Source organism: Teretinema zuelzerae (genome assembly GCF_021021555.1).
In the GTDB taxonomy this organism is placed as follows: Bacteria; Spirochaetota; Spirochaetia; order Treponematales; family Treponemataceae; genus Teretinema; species Teretinema zuelzerae.
The window spans coordinates 1,481,255-1,502,188 of the sequence record NZ_JAINWA010000003.1 but is presented as its reverse complement, the minus strand read 5'-3'; the positions used below and the strand labels follow the sequence as shown (position 1 = coordinate 1,502,188).

The window sequence follows — 20,934 nt, the reverse complement described above, 5'->3', positions numbered from 1 at the left end:
AGGCTCCTTCGGGAGCCTCCCTCTTCCATCACTGAATTGGAGTGTATCAGATGAGTCGACAGGTCGCTGTTATCGACAAGAAACTGGTTAACAAAGCCCAGACGGCTTCGGCCGTTTTCATGGGGCTCGGCCAGATTATCTACCTGAAGCAGTATCTTCGTGGCGCCGCATTCGCGCTGCTCGAAGCTCTCATGCTTTTTTTCTGCCTCTTCGAGGCGGGAACCTTCGCCCTCAATTTCAAAGGGCCCTTCGTTAAAAGCCTCATCGGCCTCGTAACTCTCGGGGATCCCAAGCCGGACCTTCCCGTAAAGCTTCGCGATCATTCGATCTTCATGATGATCACCGGATTGATCGTTCTCATCATCGTAATCATCTACGCGGTTTTCTATGTATTCAACATCATCGATGCCCGCCGCTCGGCCCAGAAAATTGTAGAAAAGCAGCGGTTTCCCACCTATCAGGAAACCCGCAATCACATACAGGAAACATCCTTCCCCTACGCCGGCCTTACTCCCATCCTCATCATGATCGCCTTCTTCACGATCATTCCGCTGGTGTTCTCCGCCCTCGTCGCCTTCACGAATTATTCGTCGCCCGACCACATCCCGCCGAACAATCTGGTCGACTGGGTCGGCTTCGAAAACTTTAAAACGATGTTCACCGCCTCGGAGACGAACGCCTGGTTCAGCGCCTTCGGCCGCGTCGCCCTGTGGACCATCGTGTGGGCCGTGTTCTCCACCTTTACCTGTTACTTCGTCGGAATGCTGTTCGCCGTCATCCTGGTGGACCATCGCATCAAAATTTCCAACATATTCAGAACCATCTTCATTCTCCCGTACGCGATTCCGACCATGCTCAGCCTCTTCATCTGGCAGAATCTCCTGAACGGAACCTTCGGCCCGATCAACCGAACCCTCATCCAGCTCGGCATTATCGCAAACCCCATACCCTGGCTTTCGGACCCGAACATCGCGCGCATGACCCTCATCCTGGTTAACATCTGGATCGGCTTCCCCTACAGCATGATCCTCATCACCAGCAATATGACGGCGATTCCGTCCCAGCTGTACGAGGCCGCCATCATCGACGGAGCGAACAAGTGGCAGCAGTTCAGGAACGTCACCCTGCCGCTTGTCCTCTTCCAAACCATGCCGATCCTCATCATGCAGTTCGCCAGCAACATCAACAACTTCGGCGCGGTATTCTTCCTTACCGCCGGAGACCCGAAGGTCTCGGACACGATAACGACGCAGGCCGGCGCCACGGATCTTCTGATATCCTGGATCTACAAGCTGACCTACAACACGCCTAACATGTACAACCTCGCGTCGGTTCTTTCGATCCTCGTCTTCGTCGTGCTTGTACCCTTCGCGGTGTACAACTTCACCCAGACCAAATCATTCAAGGACGGCGAAATATGACCAGTTATCAGCCCCTTCCCCGCAAACACAGCCGCTCCAGCACGGTTGTGGTGACCTCGATCCTCTACCTCGTTCTCGCGATCACCGTGCTGATCGTCCTTTATCCGGTCGCCTTCACGATCAGCGCCGCGTTCACCGAAACCAACTCCCTCGCCGCCACGAGCATCGTGCCCTGGCCGTCGAAGCCCTCTCTTTACCAGTTCCAGCGCCTGCTCACCCCCTCGGACCAGATGGTGCCCGGCACCAACAACGTCCGCGGAACCAACTATGTCGTGTGGTACCGCAACACCCTCAAGATCGCCGTCATGAACACGCTGCTCACCCTCGCGGTGTGCGTCACCTCCGGCTACATCTTCTCCCGTTTCCGCTTCAAATTCCGCAAGCCGCTGATGGCCTCCATGATCGTCCTCCAGATGTTCCCGAGCTTCATCGGCATGATCGCGACCTACGTCATCCTGTGGCGCATCAACGGGCTCAATTCACACTGGGGCCTGGTGCTCGTGTACGCGACCGGAAGCGTCCCCTACAGCTCCTGGCTCATGAAGGGCTACTTCGACACCGTGTCGCGCAACATAGACGAAGCCGCCCGCGTAGACGGAGCGAGCCCCTTCGTCACCTACGTCCGCATCATCATCCCCATGGCAAAGCCCATGATCATGTTCCTCGCCCTCACCAGCTTCACCGGTCCCTGGATGGACTTCATCTTCCCGCGCCTCATCCTCCGCAGCGACGACAAGAAAACCCTCGCGGTCGGCTTGTTCGAACTCATCAACGGGCGCGCCAACGACAACTTCACCATGTTCGCCGCCGGAGCTTTGCTTGTAGCGGTTCCCTTCGCTATACTTTTTATGGCCGGGCAGAAAATGATGCTTCAGTCTCTTGCGGGGGACGGAGTAAAGGAATAATCTGATTTTGGATTACCGGCCCTTCCCCGGATCGGGGAAGGGCTTTTTTATTAAGATGGAGAACGCTATGATCACTTCAACATCCGGGTTTCGCGTCCGTTTCGGAGCCGTCCTCGCCTGCTTCCTTATTCTTCCCCAGTTCCTGCTGTCCTGCGCGGGAAGCTCAGCCCGCATCGACCCGGAGGCGGCCGTCTATAACCTCGCGCCCGTCGCGCGCGCCGCCTCCTCTCCGTCCGAAGGCGTGTATTACTGCGTATTCGTGCGCTCCTTCGCGGATTCCGACGGCGACGGGGTAGGCGACTTCAAAGGCCTTACCGCCAAGCTCGACTACCTTAACGACGGAAAAAACGAAACCGTTGCCGACCTCGGCGTCACCGGAATCTGGCTCATGCCGATGTTCCCCAGCCAGTCCTACCACGGCTACAACGTGGACGATTACTACGCGGTCAATCCCGAATACGGCTCCATGGAAGACTTCGAAACCTTCCTCGCGGAAGCAGACCGCCGCGGAATCTCCGTCATCATAGACATGACCTGCAACCACTCGTCTACCTATACCGACTGGTTCATTTCCTCCCGCGATCCCGAAAGCCCCTACCGCGACTGGTACCGCTGGATCAGCCCTGACGACTCCCGCTACAACCTCAAGCAAAAAATATGGGGGCACAACCTCTGGAACAAATACAAGGATTCTTATTATGCGGGTCTGTTCGAAAGCGGCATGCCCGACTTCAATCTGGCGAATCCGGCCGTCCGCGAGGAATTCAAGAAGATTACCTCGTTCTGGATGGACAAGGGCGTGGACGGCTTCCGTTTCGACGCCGCCGGCCATGTGTTCAATGCCGCGAAGCTCGCCTCGGGCGAAGAATCCCAAAGTCAGGGCGTCGCGTTCTGGAAGGAGCTCGTCGGCCACATCCGAGCGGAAAACCCTGAAGCCTACACCGTGGGAGAGGTATGGGATTCCACCGGAACCCGGGCCGTCTACATGCAGGGCCTCGGATCAACCTTTCACTTCGACCTCGGAACCCGCATCGTGGACATGATCCGCACCGGAGACGGCGGCCGCAACAACCTCGCGAACACCCTCTTCGCGGACTACGAGACGTACCGCGAATTCAACCCTGATTACGTCGACGCGCCCTTCCTGACCAACCACGACCAGAACCGCATTTCCGGCATGCTCAAGGGCGACCCCGCCCAGCTCAAGCTGTCCGCCTCCCTCTATCTCTTTGCGGAGGGCGTTCCCTTCATTTACTACGGCGAAGAAATCGGCCTCATGGGCGCAAAGCCGGACGAACAGATCCGCACCCCCATGCTCTGGAACGATCCGGGAAAAGACCGCCTGCAAACCTCGTGGATCGAATCAAAATACAACCGGAACACCATTCCCGTCGCCCGGCAGAACCGCGACAAGGATTCGCTTTTAAACTACTACCGGCGCGCGGTGCGCGCGAAAACCGCCCATCCCGCCCTCTATCGCGGCCGCCTTTCGCCCTTCGATACGGGAATATCTTCGATCGTTTCCTGGAAAATGTCGGACTCGGCGCAGACAGCCTACGTCTTCCACAACGTGTCCTCCGAGAGCGTTGCTCTGTCCCTGCCGTTCGGCCCGGAATACTCTCTTGTATTCGCGACCTACGCCGAAACCCGGGCGAATCCGGACGGAACGATCACTCTTCCTCCCCGGGGCAGCGCGGTATTTGCTGATAGCGTAAAAGAATGAGTATATTAGGGGGACAGAGCACGGCAATCTAAGGAGCGTTTCGTGAGCAATTCTGTCCTCTTTTTGTATTTCATTATTTACAGCGTAATCGGATGGATTTCCGAAGTCGTATACTGTTCGCTGATTGAAAAAAAGTTCGTCAACAGGGGCTTTCTCCGCGGGCCTTTGTGCCCTATTTACGGTTTCGGCGGGCTCCTGGTCGTATTCGCCCTCGAGCCCTTCGCCGGAAACCCTGTCGCGCTTTTCTTCGCGGCAGCGGCTCTAACTACCGCTCTGGAATACGCGACCGGCTGGGCGCTGGAAGCTATTTTCAATACGAAGTGGTGGGATTACTCCCGCTGGCGCTTTAATCTCCACGGGCGCATCTGCCTGGTCAATTCTCTCATGTTCGGCGTTATGGGCTTCCTCGGGGTGTATTATCTGCACCCTCTGATCGAAAGAGTCGTCGCACTCGTGCCGCCGCCCGCCGCCCGCATAGCCGCGGCCGTTCTCTTCGGAGCGGTGTCGCTGGACTTTTTCCTTACCCTCCGCGATCTCGTCAATTTCGCCGACCGGCTCGCCATGCTCGGCGAATATATGGAAGGCGTGCGGGAGTCCCTCTCCTCGCGCGACTGGTTCGACGAGCTTGACCTAAAGAAGAGTCTTGAGCTGATGAAGGAGCGGGTGCTGCAGGACAGGAGCGAACTCAACGTGCGGCTCGCCGAGCGGCTTGAGTTCCTCGTTCAGCGGTCGAAGGATATGCGCCGCCTCATGCGCGCCTTCCCGGGAATGCGGAGCCGCAGGCATAACGCCCAGCTCGACCTGTTCAAGAAGCTTCACCGCATCGGCGAAAGAATCCGCCGCCGCGATGAAGCGTAAAAAATCAGTTGATTTCTTCTATATGATACGGAGTTTCCTGGTATACGAAATAGTTGAGCCAGTTCACGAATAAGAGGTTTGCGTGAGCCCGCCACATCACCGGCGGAAAGTGCTCGGGGTTGTCGTCCGGATAATAGTGCTTGGGCACCTCTATCTTGAGCCCGCGCGCGACGTCCCGGTTATACTCCCGCGCGAGCGTGTCCGCGTCGTATTCGGCGTGCCCGGACACGAATATGGAACGGCCGTCCCTGCTCGCGACCAAGAACACTCCCGCTTCGTCGGACTCGGCCAGGATTTCCAGTTCTCCCACTTTATCAATGTCTTCACGGCGAATCGTCGTGTGCCTGCTGTGGGGCGCCAGGAAGGCTTCGTCGAAGCCTCTAACCAGTTTATGGTGCGGGTTGAGAACCCGGTGGCTGAATACGCCGAAGGTTTTCTCCTCGAGCGCGTGCTTTCCCACGCCGTAATGGTGCCAGAGCGCCGCCTGGGATCCCCAGCAAATGTGAAGGGTGCTGAATACGTGCGTTTTGCTCCAGTCCATTATGCGGGTTAATTCATTCCAGTAGTCGACTTCTTCGAAGGGAAGATTTTCCACCGGAGCGCCTGTAATGATCAGGCCGTCGTATTTATCGTTTTTAACGCTGTCGAAGGTGCGGTAAAAGGCTTCAAGATATTCTTTTGCGGTGTTGGAACTCTGATGGCTGGCCATTGTCAGCAGGGTTACCTCGATCTGAAGCGGCGTGTTTCCCAGCAAACGGAGAAGCTGCGTCTCTGTCACTTCCTTTGTGGGCATCAGGTTGAGAATCGCTATTTTAAGGGGACGGATGTCCTGCATCATCGCCCGCGTATCGTCCATCACGAAGATGTTCTCGTCGGTTAGTATTTTCGCCGCGGGTAAACTGGCCGGAATTTTTACAGGCATCGTGTCCTCCTCTCGTGTCTTTCGCAGTGTTTCTGCGTTAAATCTGGCGCATTTTAACCGGAAAAGGGCCGGGTATACAATAAGACCGGAAATTAACCGTTTTTTTTCATCGTTTCCCTGACGACTTTTTCAGAAGGGCTATACTTTGTCTCATTGTATCCTGCATCTGTTTTACGAAAAAGTGTAGAAGGAAAGGTTGTCCCGAATGGCACACAAATCTCGCACCCTCAAACAAAAGAAACTCTCGCGTGTTTTAGCAACGCTGTCATCCTTGTCGGTTCTCTTCGCCTGGTCCTGCAGCTACGGCCTTGAGCCTGCCGGTTCCGACCCCGTGGTGTCGATTCTTTTTTCGACGCCCGAACCTCCCTCTCCCCGGCAGCAGGATGCGTTGTTTCTCGCGCCCGCTTCGCGCGCGTTGACCGGCGCCTCAGGCTTTCTCCTTTTCAGGGCTGAATCCGATGCCGGCGTTTCCGTGTACGGACCGTGGTCTGTTTCTGCCGGGAAGCCCTTTGTAACGACGGACGTCGCCTCCGGAACCTATCGTAAATTCCGCGTTGTATACTCCTCTCAACGCATCGACTCTGCCTGGCTTGCGTCTCTTTCATCTGAGTCATTCGCCGCGGATCTTGCGAAAAAATATCCCGGACAGACGGTGTGGAACGAAAAAAGCGGCCTCGTCTTGACAGAAGGCAAAACGACGAATCTTGCCCTCACCCTCATACCCGCCGTTCCCGAATCCTTGACCATTGATCCCGCATCCTCGGATTATTTCGTTCAGCTGGAACCCGATGCCGGCGAGATCTCGGCGTTCCGCTTCGTCAGCCTCAAAAATCTTTCTTCGGGGCTTGCGGAAGGCGAAACGCTTTCCTCTGTTATATTAACCGCTGCCTTTGAAAAATCCGCGGATGCCGCTTCTCCGGAAACATCAGTTCTTGGATCGCTGCCTTTGTACAGCGCAACCGGTTTGAAACTGGCTTCTCTTCCCGCCAAAAACGGAACGGAAGGCGACTTCTCGTGGACCTTCGATTTTGCTTCTTCCGGGCTGAAGGAAGCGGATTTGCAGCAACTGTACATCGGTTGCCTGTGGCCCGCGGGATCGCTCGGCTGGATGCGCATAGACATGGAGCAAATAGCGGCCTCGGCGGAGCCAGTCGACCCGACCGACCCGACCGACCCTGTCGACCCGAGCGACCCTGTCGACCCGGTAACCACTCCCTCGACGGTAACATACAAAGGAAGCGCGCTTCTGAAAGGGTGGGAAATTCTGGCTTTCGCCTCCGAGTACAGCGGAGAAGAAACTGAAGCCGTGCCCGTCAGCGGTTTAGGCGCAGGGATCGGCACCGTCGGCGCGGATGGTTCCGCCTCTTTTAATCTGTATTCTATCGAAAACGCCGTAACGCTATGGGCTCCGGTTCAAAGCAAGAAATACTCATACATTGTGATCATCAGGCCGCCGAAAAATACTGCCGTTTCCGATCTTCCCGCCCTGGTCGAAGCAATGGCGAAATCGGAGAATTTTCTCGAAGGAACCTATTTTTATTCTCCAACCGATCCTGTCTCTCCTTCGGACGGCGTGCTTTCGGTGAATGTCGCCGAAGCTGACCTTTTCGCTTCCGCAACCTTCCATCTATACCCGGATTCCGGAGCGGCATCTTTCTCCGTTTTCGATAATATCGGAACAATCGGAGCGGTTCAGCTCTTTTCTCCGACCGATCCCGTAACCGGCGCCTTATATGTTCGCGACGGATTCGTTTTCCAGGGTTGGGCTTCATCGCCTGAAGACGCCGCCGCAGGTTTGGCGGCTTACAAGATCGATGCCCAGGGCATGATGGTCTATACGGGTCTTTCCGGAACGAATATACCGCTGTGGGGCGTCTGGAAAGAATCAGAAGAAGTGCCGATAAACCAAACGCTATCATTCGCTTTCCTTTTACAGGAAGAAACGTTGGTTCCCCCGAATATTTCCGGCGGCAACAAGCTGCCCCTGTCCGGAACGCTTATTCTGTCTGCCGATCCGGGCTTGTCGTCCTATTTGTGGCTTGTCAACGGCGCGGCCGTCGGAAGCGGGCAAACCCTTAGCCTCGTGTTGAGCGGCATTCCGAATGTTGTAATCGGCGACAACGAGGTTGTTCTGATCGCATCCTCCGAAGATATGGAATATGCCGGCAGTCTAACAATCGAAGTGACAGAGTGAGGTTGGAAATATGAAAAAGATATATTCGTTCACCGTACATATCGCTCTTGCGTTGATTTCTCTTTCTCTTGCCGGCTGCTTCAGTCCCCTCTCTACCCTCGACTCCGGCGTCTCGGATTCCCCCGGAAAGGGAGTCCTCCGAATTCTGATGCAGGACGATCCTTCGTTATCGGAGAACCAGCTTTCAGGGTCGTCTTCGTCCCGCGCTCTTTTACCGCCCTCTCTTTTGTCCGAGGACCGGTCGATCATAGACGTTGTGATTTATAGAGAAGAAGAACCGGTATTCGAAAAACTCGGGCATCCTGTCGCTGAAATTCTCGATATAACCGGATTATCTGTCGGAGTCGAACACGTTGTTCAGATTCGAGTAAAGACGAAGGCTGACGATCTCGTCGCTTCGGGCTCCGCTCCCTGCGTTATTTCGGCTTCAGGCTCGAGCGTAACGATTCCCTTGCGAAGGTCTTTCGACGGGTTCGGCACGCTGAATGTGAGCTACGATCTTTCATCTTTGCCCGGTATCGAATCTGCCTCTGTTGCGGTGTATTCTCTTGCGGCGGAAGTTCCTTCTGTCGTCGATGTGCCTGCCGGATCCGTTTCGTATGTCGACGGAATCTGTTCGTTGGCGTGGTCCGGCATGCCGAGCGGCAGGTATCTGCTGGTTCCTTCCGTTCTTTTCGACGGTCGATCGCAGAATGTGCCGGTAGGCGACGATCTCTATGCCGTCGTGTGCGACGGAGCCCTTACCGGAGACAAGGTTATAACCTGCGATCTGTCGAGCATGAAAAAAGCCGCTCTGTGCTGGTATGTTTCGGATGCTCCTGCGGCCGGCAACACCGGGCGCCGCCCCGACTCTCCCGTTTCCTTCGCCGCGGCCTTCTCCGCCGCGATGGATTCCCCCCTCGTCAGTCCGGATTTTCCAGCGGAAATTGCTTTCGCTTCGTCCTGCGATGTCGATGCGGTAGAAAGCTTTGCCGTTACCAAACCCCTGGTTCTGCGGCGGATTGCCAGCCTCGGCTCTGAGCTCGCGGTGCGCAATATAAACTCGGGAGCAGCTTCCTTTTTCACTGTTGCCGCCGGCGCAAGCCTCGAGCTTCGGACAGGAATCGAGCTCTCCTCAATGGGAAATCCGCAAGAGGGCGGCGCGGTATATGTCGCCGGCTCTGCCTCCTTTATTCTGAACGGCGGCGCTATCCGCGATTCGAAGGCGTCTGTTTCTGGCGGCGGCGTATACGTTGCCGAAGGAGGAACCTTCGTTATCGGTATGAACGGCGGCGTAATCGCGAACAATATTCAATCCGTCAATTCGATGCCTGATAATCTGCAGGCGTATCCGGGGTCTTTCATCAAAGATGATTACGAACGGATGTTCGCGGTGTTTTCTCCCGACATGCCGGGCGTTTCGATACCCGAATGGCCTCTTGGAACCGAGGAGGCATTTAAAAGAGCCATGGCGAGTTACTGCCAAAAAATCATCCTTCTCCGGGACATCGAATTAACCATCGACTCCGAAACTGATTGCTTCGACTTGAGCAACAACGCAAGCAAGGATATCGTGTCCGCTGAAGGTTCTGTTTTCCGTATAACGCCCCGCGGATCGGTGAAAGCTCCCTTGTTCAAATTGAGCGGTTCAAGGTACCTCTCGTTCGTAAACGTCATCGTCGGACCCGCTTCGCTTCCCGCCGAACCGGAAATCGAATGCGCTGTGCAGGTTGAAAACGGAGCGGTCTTTACGCTCGGATCAGGCGCGGTAATCGAGAACTTCCGTTCAACGGGCAACGGCGTTGTCCGGCTGACGCAGACGTACGGTTCGGGCGGTTCTCTCTCTCTCGAAGGGGGCATTATCAGAAACTGCGTCGGGTATAACGGAGGCGGAGTCTCGATAATCGGCGAAGGCGAGATTCGCATCAAATCGACAGCGTCGATGCCGTCCATTACCGGAAACCACGCGACCGGTTCAGGCGGCGGCGTTTTCAGCGATGCTTTCAGTTGGGAATCAGGAGTATCGTTTTTAGACTCAGAGGGATATCCTGTGGAAGTCTCGGATATTTCACAAATCAACCCCTATATAGCCGGAAATACCGCTGACATTGCTCCCTCTTCTGCATGGTCGAACCATACCTTCGCCTCATCAACCGACGAAGCTTCAGTGTGGAAAACATGGTTCTTGCCGGATGCTGATTTTTCTACGAGCTTTTCGAACCCCGATTTTATCTACACTAATATGATGTTGAGCATTGCCCACTTATTATATGAAACCTCTATTTCCTGGAGTTCAAGCGATCCGTCGACAATAAGCGTATCAGGCACAACGGGGACCGTTACCCGGCCTTCTACAGTCGCCGCGCCGACGCCGTCTCCAAAGGTGCCGGTAACTCTCACCGCGACGATAACAAAAGGTTCCGCATCGTTAACCAAAACATTCGATGTCATCGTACGGCCGGACGCATGGGTGTATTACGACATGAACGGAGGCACGGGAACGGCTCCCTCCGATTCGTTTAACTATCCTCCCGGATCAGAGAGTAATGTCATAGCCATTTCGGGCCTGGTTATGGGTCCGGAAGTGGCAGGCCATCCCGATGTGCATCAGCGTTTCCTCGGTTGGTCTCTCGATCCCGATGCTGTCAATCCTCAGCTTACTACCGATACTGCCTTTATGATTACCGGCGATACGACTCTCTACGCGGTGTACACCTCCGACGCAGATCCTCTCGGCAAGATCGGAACGGGCGGGGGGCACATCTTCTATTACGATTCGGAAGACGTTCATACTGGATGGACATACCTGGAAGCGGCGCCGTGGGAATCCGACCCTCTATATTGGGGTGATGTTCGTTCGGATTATCCTCCGACCACAACGGCCCTCTTGGGCGCTGGTTATGAGAATACCGCAGATATCTATTCGTTCTCCACAACATATTCAGCTGCGGTTAACGCATGTAAGACATATACGAACAATGGGAAAACTGATTGGTATCTTCCGGCGGCAAATGAAATCGGCCAGATGTATCTCAACTTGCATGCGACCGGAATCGCACCGTTCAAGAACAATACGTATTGGTCTTCGTCTATTAGCAAACCCGCCACCTCGTTTATTGCTGAAGCGTTTACCGTCAGCGATCAAACTATGGCCGGGTACGATATGAACTCAGGATATAAATACGTCCGTCCTGTTCGCCGCTACTAGAAAGGTTTGTTTTCCGCGCCGCTCTGCGTTCATCCGTGGAGGGCGGCCCGGAATGTAAAATAACGTCCTTCTGTTGGAAAGCATGCCCTTCGGTAGCCTACTATTCTAGGTGAGAAGGGTTCTGTCTGAAAACGGGAGGAACCTATGAAAAAAGTACGATGCGCAATGGTTCTCGCGGCGGTCGGCGTGATGCTGGCGTCCTGCACAGCCGGTCTCGACCCAGCCTGGAAGGGCGGGGCTGAATTAAGCATAGTCTTCGGCGCGGCCGGATCGGAACGCTCCCCGCGGGCCTTGGCCGCCTCTTCCGGTTCGTCCGGATATCTCAGCATCCAGATGCGCAACTCCTCCGGCGCGAAGGCCTGGGGCCCCTGGCCGGTCGCTCCCGGCGAACGCTTTACAACAACGCAGATTCCTCCGGGACGCTATTCGTCCTGCGTGCTGGTGCATTCTGCTCTTCCGGTCTCATCAGCCTGGCTAAAATCGATAGAACTGAAAGACCTCGCTCCAGCTCTCGCCTCCGAATATCAGGGCTCGGCTTCCTGGGCGTCGGTACCCGACATTACCCTTGAAGCGGGCCAAACCGCTTCAGTAAGCGCAACCCTCGTTCCTGCCGTTCCGTCATCCCTGACCATAGACCCTGCCTCCTCGTCTTTCTTCGCGACACTTGAAGAGACCCAGCAGGCCTCCCTGTCTTTCCGGTTTATTCAGCTGAAAAACCTCGGTTCCGGATTTGAAGCGACCGGGCTGAGCGCGATTAGACTCGACGCCTCCTTCCAGAATGAAAGTTCCGCCGGCGAAAGCTTCGCCCCCGCCGTCCTCAAGCTCTATGATTCCTCCGGGCGCTTTGTCGTCGATATTCCGCGCTCAGGGGAGACTGACTCCTCCTATTCCTGGACTTCCTCCGACGCAGGTTGGGATGCTTCCGGCACGGCCTCCTTCTATCTCGGCTGTGCCTGGGATTCAGCCGCCGCCGGATGGTTCCGCCTGGATGCAACGCAGGTTCCGGCTGTAGATCCTGTCGACCCTGTGGATCCTGTCGACCCTGTGGATCCTGTCGACCCGACAGCTTCGGCGCGGATTACCCTCGCCGGCGCGTCGGCGTACATCGGTAAGAAGGTCATCGTCGATGTTTCGCCGACAACGGCGCCGGAAGGCGATTTGACGGGCGGAGCGGGGTTTGGCGTAGTCGGGACGGACGGCTCCCTCCTTCTTTCCGTCTATCAAAAAATCGCCCCGGGCGAATTCTGGATTCCTGTGGACGCTGAAACCTATAACGTCACCCTTCTGATCGATGCCTCGGGTCTGTGGCCTGCCGATCTTTCTCTCGAAACGCTCAGCTCCTGGACTGACGACTATCTTGCCGGCTCCAGCATCTGGATGAGCCCTGAAGTCTCTTCTGTTAGCGGGGATCTTGCCGTTTCGGTGGACGCTTCTCAAGCCGGATTCGTCTCGTCCTTCCTTTGTTATCCGGAGGCCGGGTCTTCCTCGGCTTTTTATCATCTGAGCGTTCCGGTTCAGGGAGAAACCCTGCTTATCTATCCTATCGATCCGGTTACGGATACCGCATATATGAAAGACGGCTTCCTGTTTGCCGGATGGGCTACGACCGCCGCGAACGCCGCGGCCGGAATTGCCGCGTATCCTGCGGACGCAACATATAAGTCTGTATATACAGGCGCGCCGGGAGTCGACATCGCCTTGTGGGCTGTGTGGACCGCCGTCCCGGTCGAACCGGTATCTATCGCCTTTTCTGTAAGCGAGATCGATCCTGCCGTGCTGACCATTACCGGTCCGAGCGAGATTTCCGTTACCGCTCCTACCACCCTCGCCGGTCCGGCCGGATTTACGAGCTGGCTGTGGACGTTGAACGGAACGGTAATCGGAACAACCCAAACCTGCGTGCTCTCCCTGGCGACCTATCCCGGACTTTTGAATAGCGGCGTAAACGAAATCATCCTGACCGCCGTAAATTCCTCTAGCGAGGCGTCCGTTGGCGTGTTGCCCTTTACTCTGTTGCCGTAGAACCCGGGTCCGCGTGACCTGAGGAGGAGTGAAAAATGAAAAAAACGATGAACGCGTTATTCATATCCGCATTGGCTGCCGCCGCGCTGGTTTTCTCGTCCTGCTTCGGCGCCTATCTCGAATCGGCAGTCGTTCCCGCAGCCGGCAGGGCTGTCGTTAAAATCGCGCTGGCGGATTCGGCATCGGGCGGAGAATCTCCGTCGTCTGCCGTCCGTGTTTTGAGGCCTCCGGCGCTTTCGGCAGTCTCGTGGACCACGCTCGAAGCGACTGTCCGCGACTCCCTCGGCGCTGTAGTCTCAGTGCAGGAAGCGATCCCGGGCTCGGTTATGGAGTTCGCCGATCTTGAACCGATGGTTCCGTACACCTTCTCGGTCGTCCTGTATTCCGGAACCTTGGCGACTGCCTCGGGATACGCTTCTTTAACTCCGCTCCCCGGAACGAATAATCTGTCGGTTTCCGTGAACAGAATCAGAACGGCCGGACAAACCGGATCTCTGATCCTTGATATAACGTTTTCCGATCCCGGCGGGCTCTCCTCTGTTTCTCCCGATTTATATCGCGTTGTTTCCGGCGGTCTTGAGCCCTATCCGTGGGTTCAGGGCTCCGAGCCGTGGACCTGGGACTCGATATCGGGATCGTTCAGCTTAAATTGGGGAAATATCCCGTCCGGCACCTACCTTCTGTCCGTTTCAGCGTACGTCGCGGGCTTGGGCAGCCGGATCGCCCTCGGCGACGACGCTCTCGTGGAGATTTACGACGGGTGCGTTTCCGGCACTGTCTCGGGTGCGCCGATCTCGTATAATACAGAACAGCTGTATTCATCCGCCGTGCGCTACTATGTGTCGTCCAACGGCGGGGAAGCTTCTTCCGGGGTATTGCCGAACGCTCCCGTTTTATTCGAGACCGCGGTTACCTACGCGCGCGACAATCCTCTCGCGACTCAGGCCCGCCCTGCCCGCATTATTCTTCTTGATTCCATTGTTCTCGGCAATACGGTATACCTGATGTCTCCGATGGTCGTGTCCGGCCTGACCGGCACGGAGAAAATCTCCCTGGGAATGAATATGGAGACATCTCTTTTTGTCGTGGGGAATCAAATCTCTCCGATAACCGTCGCCTTGGAGAATGTGGAGGTTGCCGCAGAGTCCGGCGGGGTTGTCTATTCAGCAATGAACGGCCTCGTTTCAATAAATTACGGCGTTCTCGAACTTCGTCCCGGATCCGTAATCACCGGCAACCAGGGAAATGTGGGCGGAATTAATGTTATGGACTCTTCCGCGGTTGTAAAAATGCTCGGCGGAGATATTACAAACTGTTCTTCTATTGAATCCTATGGAGGCGGAGTTTCCGCGAATGCGGGCCTGGTCTATCTTGAATCGGGTTCCGTCAGGAACTGTTCATCGTCTTCCGGGGGCGGAATATGGCTGAGTTCGGGCGCAATTCTTGAGCTTTCCGAACTCCCGTCGATTTCGTTTTCCGGAAACAGCTCTTCATCGGCGGGAGGGGCCGTCGCTCTCGACCCCGGCGCCGTCGCAACGGTTAACGCCCTGGCTCTGCTGGAAACGCTTTGCGACGCGACGAACACCGCCGCCTTTGCTTTTCCGAAGGTCGCCCGCGTCTATAATATCTATGAAGAAGCGTATCTCGCCGACGCGATCGCCGCTTCCGTAGAAACTCCGTCCTTTATCAGCATCGGAATGACTATGTTGTCTCTTTCCGCGCCCTTGATCGTCAACGGCCGGGTTGCGCTCTGGTCGACATATGCTACCGAACTGCGTCGGTCCAGCACGGGCTTCGCGGATTCGACCATCAGGGTGAGCGGCGCAGGAGCGGATTTAACCCTTTCATCCATATCGATGTGGTCGGACCAGATCGATATGGCCTATCCGTATTTACTGGTCGAAAACGGGGCGTCCTGTTCGTTGCGGAATAATTCCTCGATCCAATCTTTGCTTTCCGGTTCGAATATCGTCGACGGGCTTGCCATCCGCATTGTGGGCGGCGGCCGCGTCAAAATCGTGGATTCGTCGATATCGAGTTGCGAAACCCTGGGAAACGGGGGTGGCGTGTATGTAGACGCTTCGTCGTCTCTGTCGCTTTCAGGGCCGAATACTCAGATTTTGGGCAATCGGGCTACTCTCGGCGGAGCGATATACTCCCTTTCGCCGGTAGATTTCCAGTCGGACCTCAGCGATTTCTGCGTAAACGAAAATTACGCATATCAGACGGCCGGCGGCCTGTACGACGCGCAGACGCTTCCCTCAGTATCGATCAACGGAGTCGTGACCGAGGACAGAACTCCCGTTTTACGGTATTTCGCGAACAATATTTCCGATATCGCGGGTCAGTACAGTACTGTTTCTTGGGGCAACATTGTTTCTTTCTATATCGATATGGTATATCAGCCGGATCTCTGCCAGCTGGTTCCGATGAACGGGTTTGCCGTCGCTCCGGTCGTCGTATCGAATCCCGGATATGTCTTCGACGGTTGGTACGACGACTTTCAATATACGGAAACCTGGATATTCGACACCGTCAATGTTTTGACGGACAAGCCCCTGTACGCTCAGTGGCTGCCGATATAGATACGTTTTTACATGGTATTCCCTTTTCTCCTCTGTTACAGAGTAAAATCTGAAGTATACTTACGGTAGCGAGGTGTGTACCATGAGGAACGTTACTAAATATGCCCATGCGGCTTTATTCCTTTGTGTTGTCCCGTTGTTCTTTATTTCGTGCCAGTTCGGCCTGGAGCCCTCCTGGAAGTCCAATCTTCCGGTTGTCTCCGTCCGTCTCGGTCCCGCCCCGGCGGCAAACGACCGTGCCATAGCCCGGGGAGACGGCTTCCTCTACATAAAAACCTTAGGAGGTCCTGCTGAATCGGTCGCCAGGTTTTACGGTCCATATAAAGTAGCTTTCGGGAAAGAATTTACTACCCAGGAACTTCCTGCCGGCGCCTACAAAGGCGCAATTCTTTTGCATGCTTCCTCGGCGCTGGATTTGACGAAATCCTTTACATACGCCGGAGAAACAATCACCGCAAAGGATGTATTCTCAAGCGATGAAATCATGGGAGCTATTCTCGCGGCTTCTGCGGATAAGGAAACGGAGCCCGATATATCTGAAGAAATTCAACTGATAATGGACGGTCTTTCCGACTTGTTCGCTGGCAGAGTATCCTTCGGCGCCGCCGGCTCGTTTTCTCTGATTGCCGGAGAAACCACGAAACTCGCCCAAACGCTGATCCCCGTCATATCCGAAGACCGTTCAATCTTTTATCCCGATGCTTCATCTATTACCGCCTCCGCGCCTTCGCTCGCCAGAGAGTTTTACCGCCTGGAGGGCTTGTATTCCGTCAAGCCGGAGACTGCCCAGGCGGAAATTACCTTTGCGCCGAATCCCGAAGTAGTCGGAGCGTCGTGCTCGGTCGGGTTTACAGCTGTTTACGGTTTCGACGGAAAGATGCTGGGTTCGATAAACACCTCTTCTTCCGCGCTGGAAAGCGTTACCGCCTCCCGCATCGATAAATTCGGCATTAGCGCCGACGGCTCACCCTTCTATCTATATGTCGAGTATTCAGGCGATATGCGCATCACAATCGATTTGACTTCGACCGATGTTCCGGCATCCGGTTCGATGCTGGTTTCCGGCAGCCCTGACTGGGTTGGAAAGAAGGTCTATGTTTCCGCCATTGAACAATCCGTCTTCGAAACGTGGCTCGCGTCTCTCCCGGAAGATTACACGGGACAGTTGCCGACCGATACGCTGTCGATCGGTTTCGCAGCGGTAGCCTTGGACGGCACCGCATCCATCCCCCTGTTCGACGCGCTTACCGGTTCGCCAGCTGTAATAGACCCTGCCAAAAGCTACTATCTTTCTGCTATGGTCGACATGGCCGGCCGTTTCGATTCTATGACTCTGCAGGATTTCATAGCGTTGAACGGCGATTATTCATCGTTTGAACCGATGATCGGAGATTGGGTTACCGATAGCGAAATGAACGGCATGATACTGAAAACGCCCGATTCATCCGGCGTCATCCCCGTCGGCCTTTCCGACTTTATGCTGAGCTCGTCAGTTACGTTCAAGGGAAACGCATCATTAGCCGGAGGCCGGCTGGTTTTCTGGCTTTTACCGTATTCGGAACCTATGGAAGGTACAATGTCTCATGCCGGCTTCATGGACCTCGACGCGAACGGAAACGGCTCCGCAATGCTCTATTCGTTTGCCGACAATTTGTTTACGCCCCTGCTTCTCGCGCCGAACGTACAGTACGCAATCGGCGGTTTCCTCGATATGGATGACGATTTTTCCTCGATAACCGATATTTCAGTTCTTTTCTCGGATACGACTAAATTGGATCCCGATGAGGGAGATTATGAGTTTTTCAAGGAATCGATGCTGACTGTGACGGCCGACGAGAATGGCCGGGTTTGGTTATCTCCTGAGATGTTGACTCTGTTTGTGCCTTCCGTTGATGTGGCTCTCTCGATAACCTTCGATGAAGCGGGAGATCCTGTTCTGAGTCCTTCCTCGGCGACGTTGGCCCAGTCGGAAACCCTCGCGGCAACGGCGCCTGCGGGATATGCCTCGTATGTGTGGAAATTGAACGGTAATCTGTTGGAAGCTCAGACGACGAATGTCTGTTCTATCGTTCCTTCCGCGTATCCAGGCTGGATCAACGCCGGATCGGCGAATTACCTGACATTGGAAGCATACGACGGGACAGAGTGGTTCTCGGCGTATATTCCCTTTACTCTGACGAATTAGGAGACTCGTATGAGAATACTCAATGTATCGCGTTTTCTTCCCCTTACCGTGCTGTTTTCATTGGTCTCCTGCTTCAATCCTGTTCTTGACGGGAAGACGGAAAGCGTCCAGGCCGGCAACGACGGAAAAACAGTAGCGGTGAAAATAGACTTCGCTTCCGCTGAGACGAGCGGACGGTCTATCAGGCCGGTAATGCTGGCCAAGGATATTTCCTCCGTAGAAGTGAAATTGACGGTTGCGTTAAATACTATGGAATCCTATACCCGGTACGGTACGCCGCTTTCGGAGTTTGTCTTCGATGAGATTGCCCCGGATATTGCCTATATAATCTCCGTGACCTGCATGGATTACGAGGGCCGTCAGCATGGGCCGTACGCGGTTACTTTGGATTTAACTACCGGCGTGAATACGGTGCCTGTAACCGTAACGCCGACTCGGACCGTCGGAGGAACCGGTTCCTTTGAAATCGCTGCCTATAATCTGCCGTTCGATCCTTCGCTGACTGAATGGTCCATTACCCTGACCAGTATCGATACCGGAACAGCTGTAGAGATTCCTACGCCGTCGGCCATGACAGATCCCTCCGGAAACCCCTATGTTTCCCTGTACAATACCAGTCTTGCCAGCGGGGACTATAGGTTGGAAGCGAGATATCTGGATTCGGTCAGCGGTTCGTATCGTCCGTTCATCCCCGACACGATCGTAAAGATTTACGACGATAGAATCACGAAAGGGCTTTTCGGTTTGGCGGGCGGAAGCGGCACTGCCGTGTATATGCCGAACGAAACGGCAACTTCGATCGGGGGGAAGCGTTTATTCGTGAAGGTCCTTTCCCGCGATTCGTATTTAGCCTGGCAGTCCGGCCAATCCGGCCCGGATATCGCCAGCCTCGTTCCTGATGCCGTCGGGGTAGCGACTCTGGACGCGATGGGAGCCGGCTCTGTTTCATTGATAGTTCCGGGAACAGGCGCCCCTTACGCGACTCAGAAGAACACGCCGTATTTCGTCGCGGCTCTGATCGATAAGGACGACTCTCTCTCTTCGATCGTCGATGTGTCCTCCGTATCGGACTATTCAGTCATCAAAGCGTCCTACGGCGATTATAGCTTCGAAAGCGCATATATGTTCGGATATATGCGCCTGGTATCTTCTAACGATACCGGAGTTCTCAATTTGAGCGATGAATATCTCGCTCCGAATTTGACGGTGTATTACTATGTCGGAGCGGCCGCGAAGGGCGATGGAAGCGGATCCGATATAGCAAATCTCTGTACGCTCGACTCCGCGCTTGCCTCAGCCGCCTTATCCACCGAAACCAGCGGCATGGTTATGATATACCTGACCGAATCCGTGACGACTTCGGCTTCCTATGCCCTCAGCGCAAACGCCACTATTCTTTCGATGCTGACGAATTATGCGGAAGACTCGAGGGCGGTGATTACGTATACCGGAACAACCTCTCCCTTCCTGACTGTCGCGCAGGATCCCGTAACATATAATTATCCGTCGCTTATGATGACGAACGTCATCCTCGACGGTGCTGGATTGAGCCGCACGGCGAGCTTGGTCAGCGTGTCATCGGGCGCTTCGTTCGGGCTCTTGTCGGACTCGCTGATACGAAATTCGACCAACACGTCCGGCAACGGCGGCGCTGTGTACCTGTCCGGAGGAAATATGACCGTCAATGGCGGGTCTATCACCGGTTGTACCGCGGCGAACGGCGGCGCGGTCTACGCGGCTTCCGGCGCTAACCTCTATCTTCAGATGAATCCCGGCGACGCGATTTCCGGCAATACCGCAACCGGAGAAGGCGGAGGCGTGTATCTGGCCGCCGGGTCCTCGTTGTACGGATATTCGGCTTCTTTGCCGTACTTCGCCAGTAATACCGCGGCGACAGCCGGAACAGAGAACTTTGCGCTGTACGGAAGCTGGATTTCCTCGTATGAAGCCTATGTCGCCTCTACCCGCATAGGCGACGGCTCCAGCGAAGATTACCCCTGTTCGCTGGAAGACGCCTTGAATGCCGTTAACGTGTACACGATCTACCTGGTTGAGGACATCCCGGTCTCTAGCCCGCTCACTGTTGCCCGCACGGTATCCATCAACTCGCTAAATCCCCTGACCCCTCGCACGATATATCCGAACGGGACTTTAACAGGTTCGCTCATTACCGTTTCCGGCAACGGATATCTGAATCTGTCGGATGTATTTATCGGTTCCGCAGTTCAAACTTCATCTGCCTATCCTCTGGTTTCCGTCATGTTTAACGGCACAGTGTCGCTTAATACGGGCGCGTTTGTACGGAACAACAGCAATACTGCCGGGAACGGGGGCGGTTTGCTGGTGAAAGGCGGAACTGCGATGTTGTCAGGCGGCGGCATTAAAGGCTGTTCAGCTCCCAACGGGAACGGCGGCGCGGTATATCTGGAGTATGATTCGGCGAGTTTTTCATCGTCGACGCTTAATTTACTGTCCGGAAATATCGGCTCTTCAACGACAGGAGACGATAATTCTGCCCTCAACGGCGGCGGAGTCTATGTAACCGCGCAAAACTCAATGTCGATTTCCGGTGCGGCGTCTATTGCCGGGAATACCGTTTCCGCGTACGGAGGCGGGGTATTCGTCGAGACGGGAGGAACGCTGTCCGTGCTGACTTCGGATTCGTATTCGATCACTGAGAATACCGCGGGACTGGAAGGCGGCGGAGCGTATTTCGAAGATGCCGGCAGTTTGACCGATAGTTACGGATCCTTCAATGCGTCTTGCACCGGAAATACGGCGGAAGGGCAGTTCCCGAACATATGGATGCCGAATTGATGTAGCCGATCGGCATAATCGCCGTCGGGAGGGCCGCTCGAAGGAGCCGCCTTTCCGGCGGCTTTTTTTGCGCTCCAGGGGGTGGCGGAATACGGATTTCACTATACCTACCGGT

General features: G+C 55.2%; 11 protein-coding genes. 10 read left to right on the top strand and 1 reads right to left on the bottom strand.

The annotated features are described in order from the left end of the window. Positions 1-50 precede the first annotated feature (50 nt). From K7J14_RS13790 to K7J14_RS13775, 4 genes are all read left to right on the top strand, one after another. Positions 51-1,421: a carbohydrate ABC transporter permease gene (locus K7J14_RS13790; protein WP_230757561.1), complete on the top strand. Its 1,371-nt coding sequence runs from the start codon at positions 51-53 to the stop codon at positions 1,419-1,421. Next, the gene (locus tag K7J14_RS13785) at positions 1,418-2,326 is read left to right on the top strand and encodes a sugar ABC transporter permease (RefSeq protein WP_230757559.1); all 909 of its coding nucleotides are present in this window, start codon (positions 1,418-1,420) and stop codon (positions 2,324-2,326) included. The genes K7J14_RS13790 and K7J14_RS13785 overlap by 4 nt, the downstream gene beginning before the upstream one ends. Positions 2,327-2,393: 67 nt before the next feature. Further along, a complete protein-coding gene (locus tag K7J14_RS13780) occupies positions 2,394-4,049 on the top strand; it encodes an alpha-amylase family glycosyl hydrolase (protein ID WP_230757557.1) in 1,656 nt (551 codons plus the stop codon). 42 nt (positions 4,050-4,091) lie between these two features. Further along, entirely contained in the window at positions 4,092-4,907 is an 816-nt protein-coding gene (locus K7J14_RS13775; protein ID WP_230757554.1) for a putative ABC transporter permease, read from the top strand. A 4-nt stretch (positions 4,908-4,911) separates the two neighbouring features. Here the strand turns inward: K7J14_RS13775 and metA are convergent, their stop codons facing one another. Next, positions 4,912-5,829 carry a homoserine O-acetyltransferase MetA gene (metA, locus tag K7J14_RS13770; RefSeq protein ID WP_230757547.1) on the bottom strand — a complete coding sequence of 306 codons (918 nt, stop codon included), beginning with the start codon at positions 5,827-5,829 and terminating at the stop codon, positions 4,912-4,914. Positions 5,830-6,034: 205 nt separating this feature from the next. On the opposite strand from metA, the gene K7J14_RS13765 reads away from it, so the two are divergent. From K7J14_RS13765 to K7J14_RS13740, 6 genes are all read left to right on the top strand, one after another. Continuing rightward, positions 6,035-8,023 (top strand): hypothetical protein, encoded by a 1,989-nt coding sequence (locus K7J14_RS13765; protein ID WP_230757541.1) that lies wholly within the window; start codon positions 6,035-6,037, stop codon positions 8,021-8,023. Between the two features lie 10 nt (positions 8,024-8,033). After that, positions 8,034-11,210 carry an immunoglobulin-like domain-containing protein gene (locus tag K7J14_RS13760; protein WP_230757540.1) on the top strand — a complete coding sequence of 1,059 codons (3,177 nt, stop codon included), beginning with the start codon at positions 8,034-8,036 and terminating at the stop codon, positions 11,208-11,210. Between the two features lie 144 nt (positions 11,211-11,354). Continuing rightward, on the top strand, positions 11,355-13,232 hold the full coding sequence (locus K7J14_RS13755) for a hypothetical protein (protein WP_230757539.1): 1,878 nt from the start codon (positions 11,355-11,357) through the stop codon (positions 13,230-13,232). Positions 13,233-13,267: 35 nt separating this feature from the next. Beyond that, complete coding sequence (locus tag K7J14_RS13750; RefSeq protein ID WP_230757538.1) at positions 13,268-15,817, top strand: InlB B-repeat-containing protein; 2,550 nt, start codon at positions 13,268-13,270, stop codon at positions 15,815-15,817. Positions 15,818-15,899: 82 nt separating this feature from the next. Continuing rightward, the gene (locus K7J14_RS13745; protein ID WP_230757536.1) at positions 15,900-18,002 is read left to right on the top strand and encodes a hypothetical protein; all 2,103 of its coding nucleotides are present in this window, start codon (positions 15,900-15,902) and stop codon (positions 18,000-18,002) included. 9 nt (positions 18,003-18,011) lie between these two features. Then, complete coding sequence (locus tag K7J14_RS13740) at positions 18,012-20,819, top strand: autotransporter outer membrane beta-barrel domain-containing protein (protein ID WP_230757534.1); 2,808 nt, start codon at positions 18,012-18,014, stop codon at positions 20,817-20,819. Positions 20,820-20,934 lie beyond the last annotated feature (115 nt).

What these genes read in the sequence shown, in the direction of transcription:
- K7J14_RS13790 (WP_230757561.1), top strand. Translation starts at nt 51, where the DNA reads ATGAGTCGACAGGTCGCTGTTATCGACAAGAAACTGGTTAACAAAGCC.
- K7J14_RS13785 (WP_230757559.1), top strand. Translation starts at nt 1,418, where the DNA reads ATGACCAGTTATCAGCCCCTTCCCCGCAAACACAGCCGCTCCAGCACG.
- K7J14_RS13780 (WP_230757557.1), top strand. Translation starts at nt 2,394, where the DNA reads ATGATCACTTCAACATCCGGGTTTCGCGTCCGTTTCGGAGCCGTCCTC.
- metA (WP_230757547.1), bottom strand. Translation starts at nt 5,829, where the DNA reads ATGCCTGTAAAAATTCCGGCCAGTTTACCCGCGGCGAAAATACTAACC.
- K7J14_RS13765 (WP_230757541.1), top strand. Translation starts at nt 6,035, where the DNA reads ATGGCACACAAATCTCGCACCCTCAAACAAAAGAAACTCTCGCGTGTT.
- K7J14_RS13760 (WP_230757540.1), top strand. Translation starts at nt 8,034, where the DNA reads ATGAAAAAGATATATTCGTTCACCGTACATATCGCTCTTGCGTTGATT.
- K7J14_RS13755 (WP_230757539.1), top strand. Translation starts at nt 11,355, where the DNA reads ATGAAAAAAGTACGATGCGCAATGGTTCTCGCGGCGGTCGGCGTGATG.
- K7J14_RS13750 (WP_230757538.1), top strand. Translation starts at nt 13,268, where the DNA reads ATGAAAAAAACGATGAACGCGTTATTCATATCCGCATTGGCTGCCGCC.
- K7J14_RS13745 (WP_230757536.1), top strand. Translation starts at nt 15,900, where the DNA reads ATGAGGAACGTTACTAAATATGCCCATGCGGCTTTATTCCTTTGTGTT.
- K7J14_RS13740 (WP_230757534.1), top strand. Translation starts at nt 18,012, where the DNA reads ATGAGAATACTCAATGTATCGCGTTTTCTTCCCCTTACCGTGCTGTTT.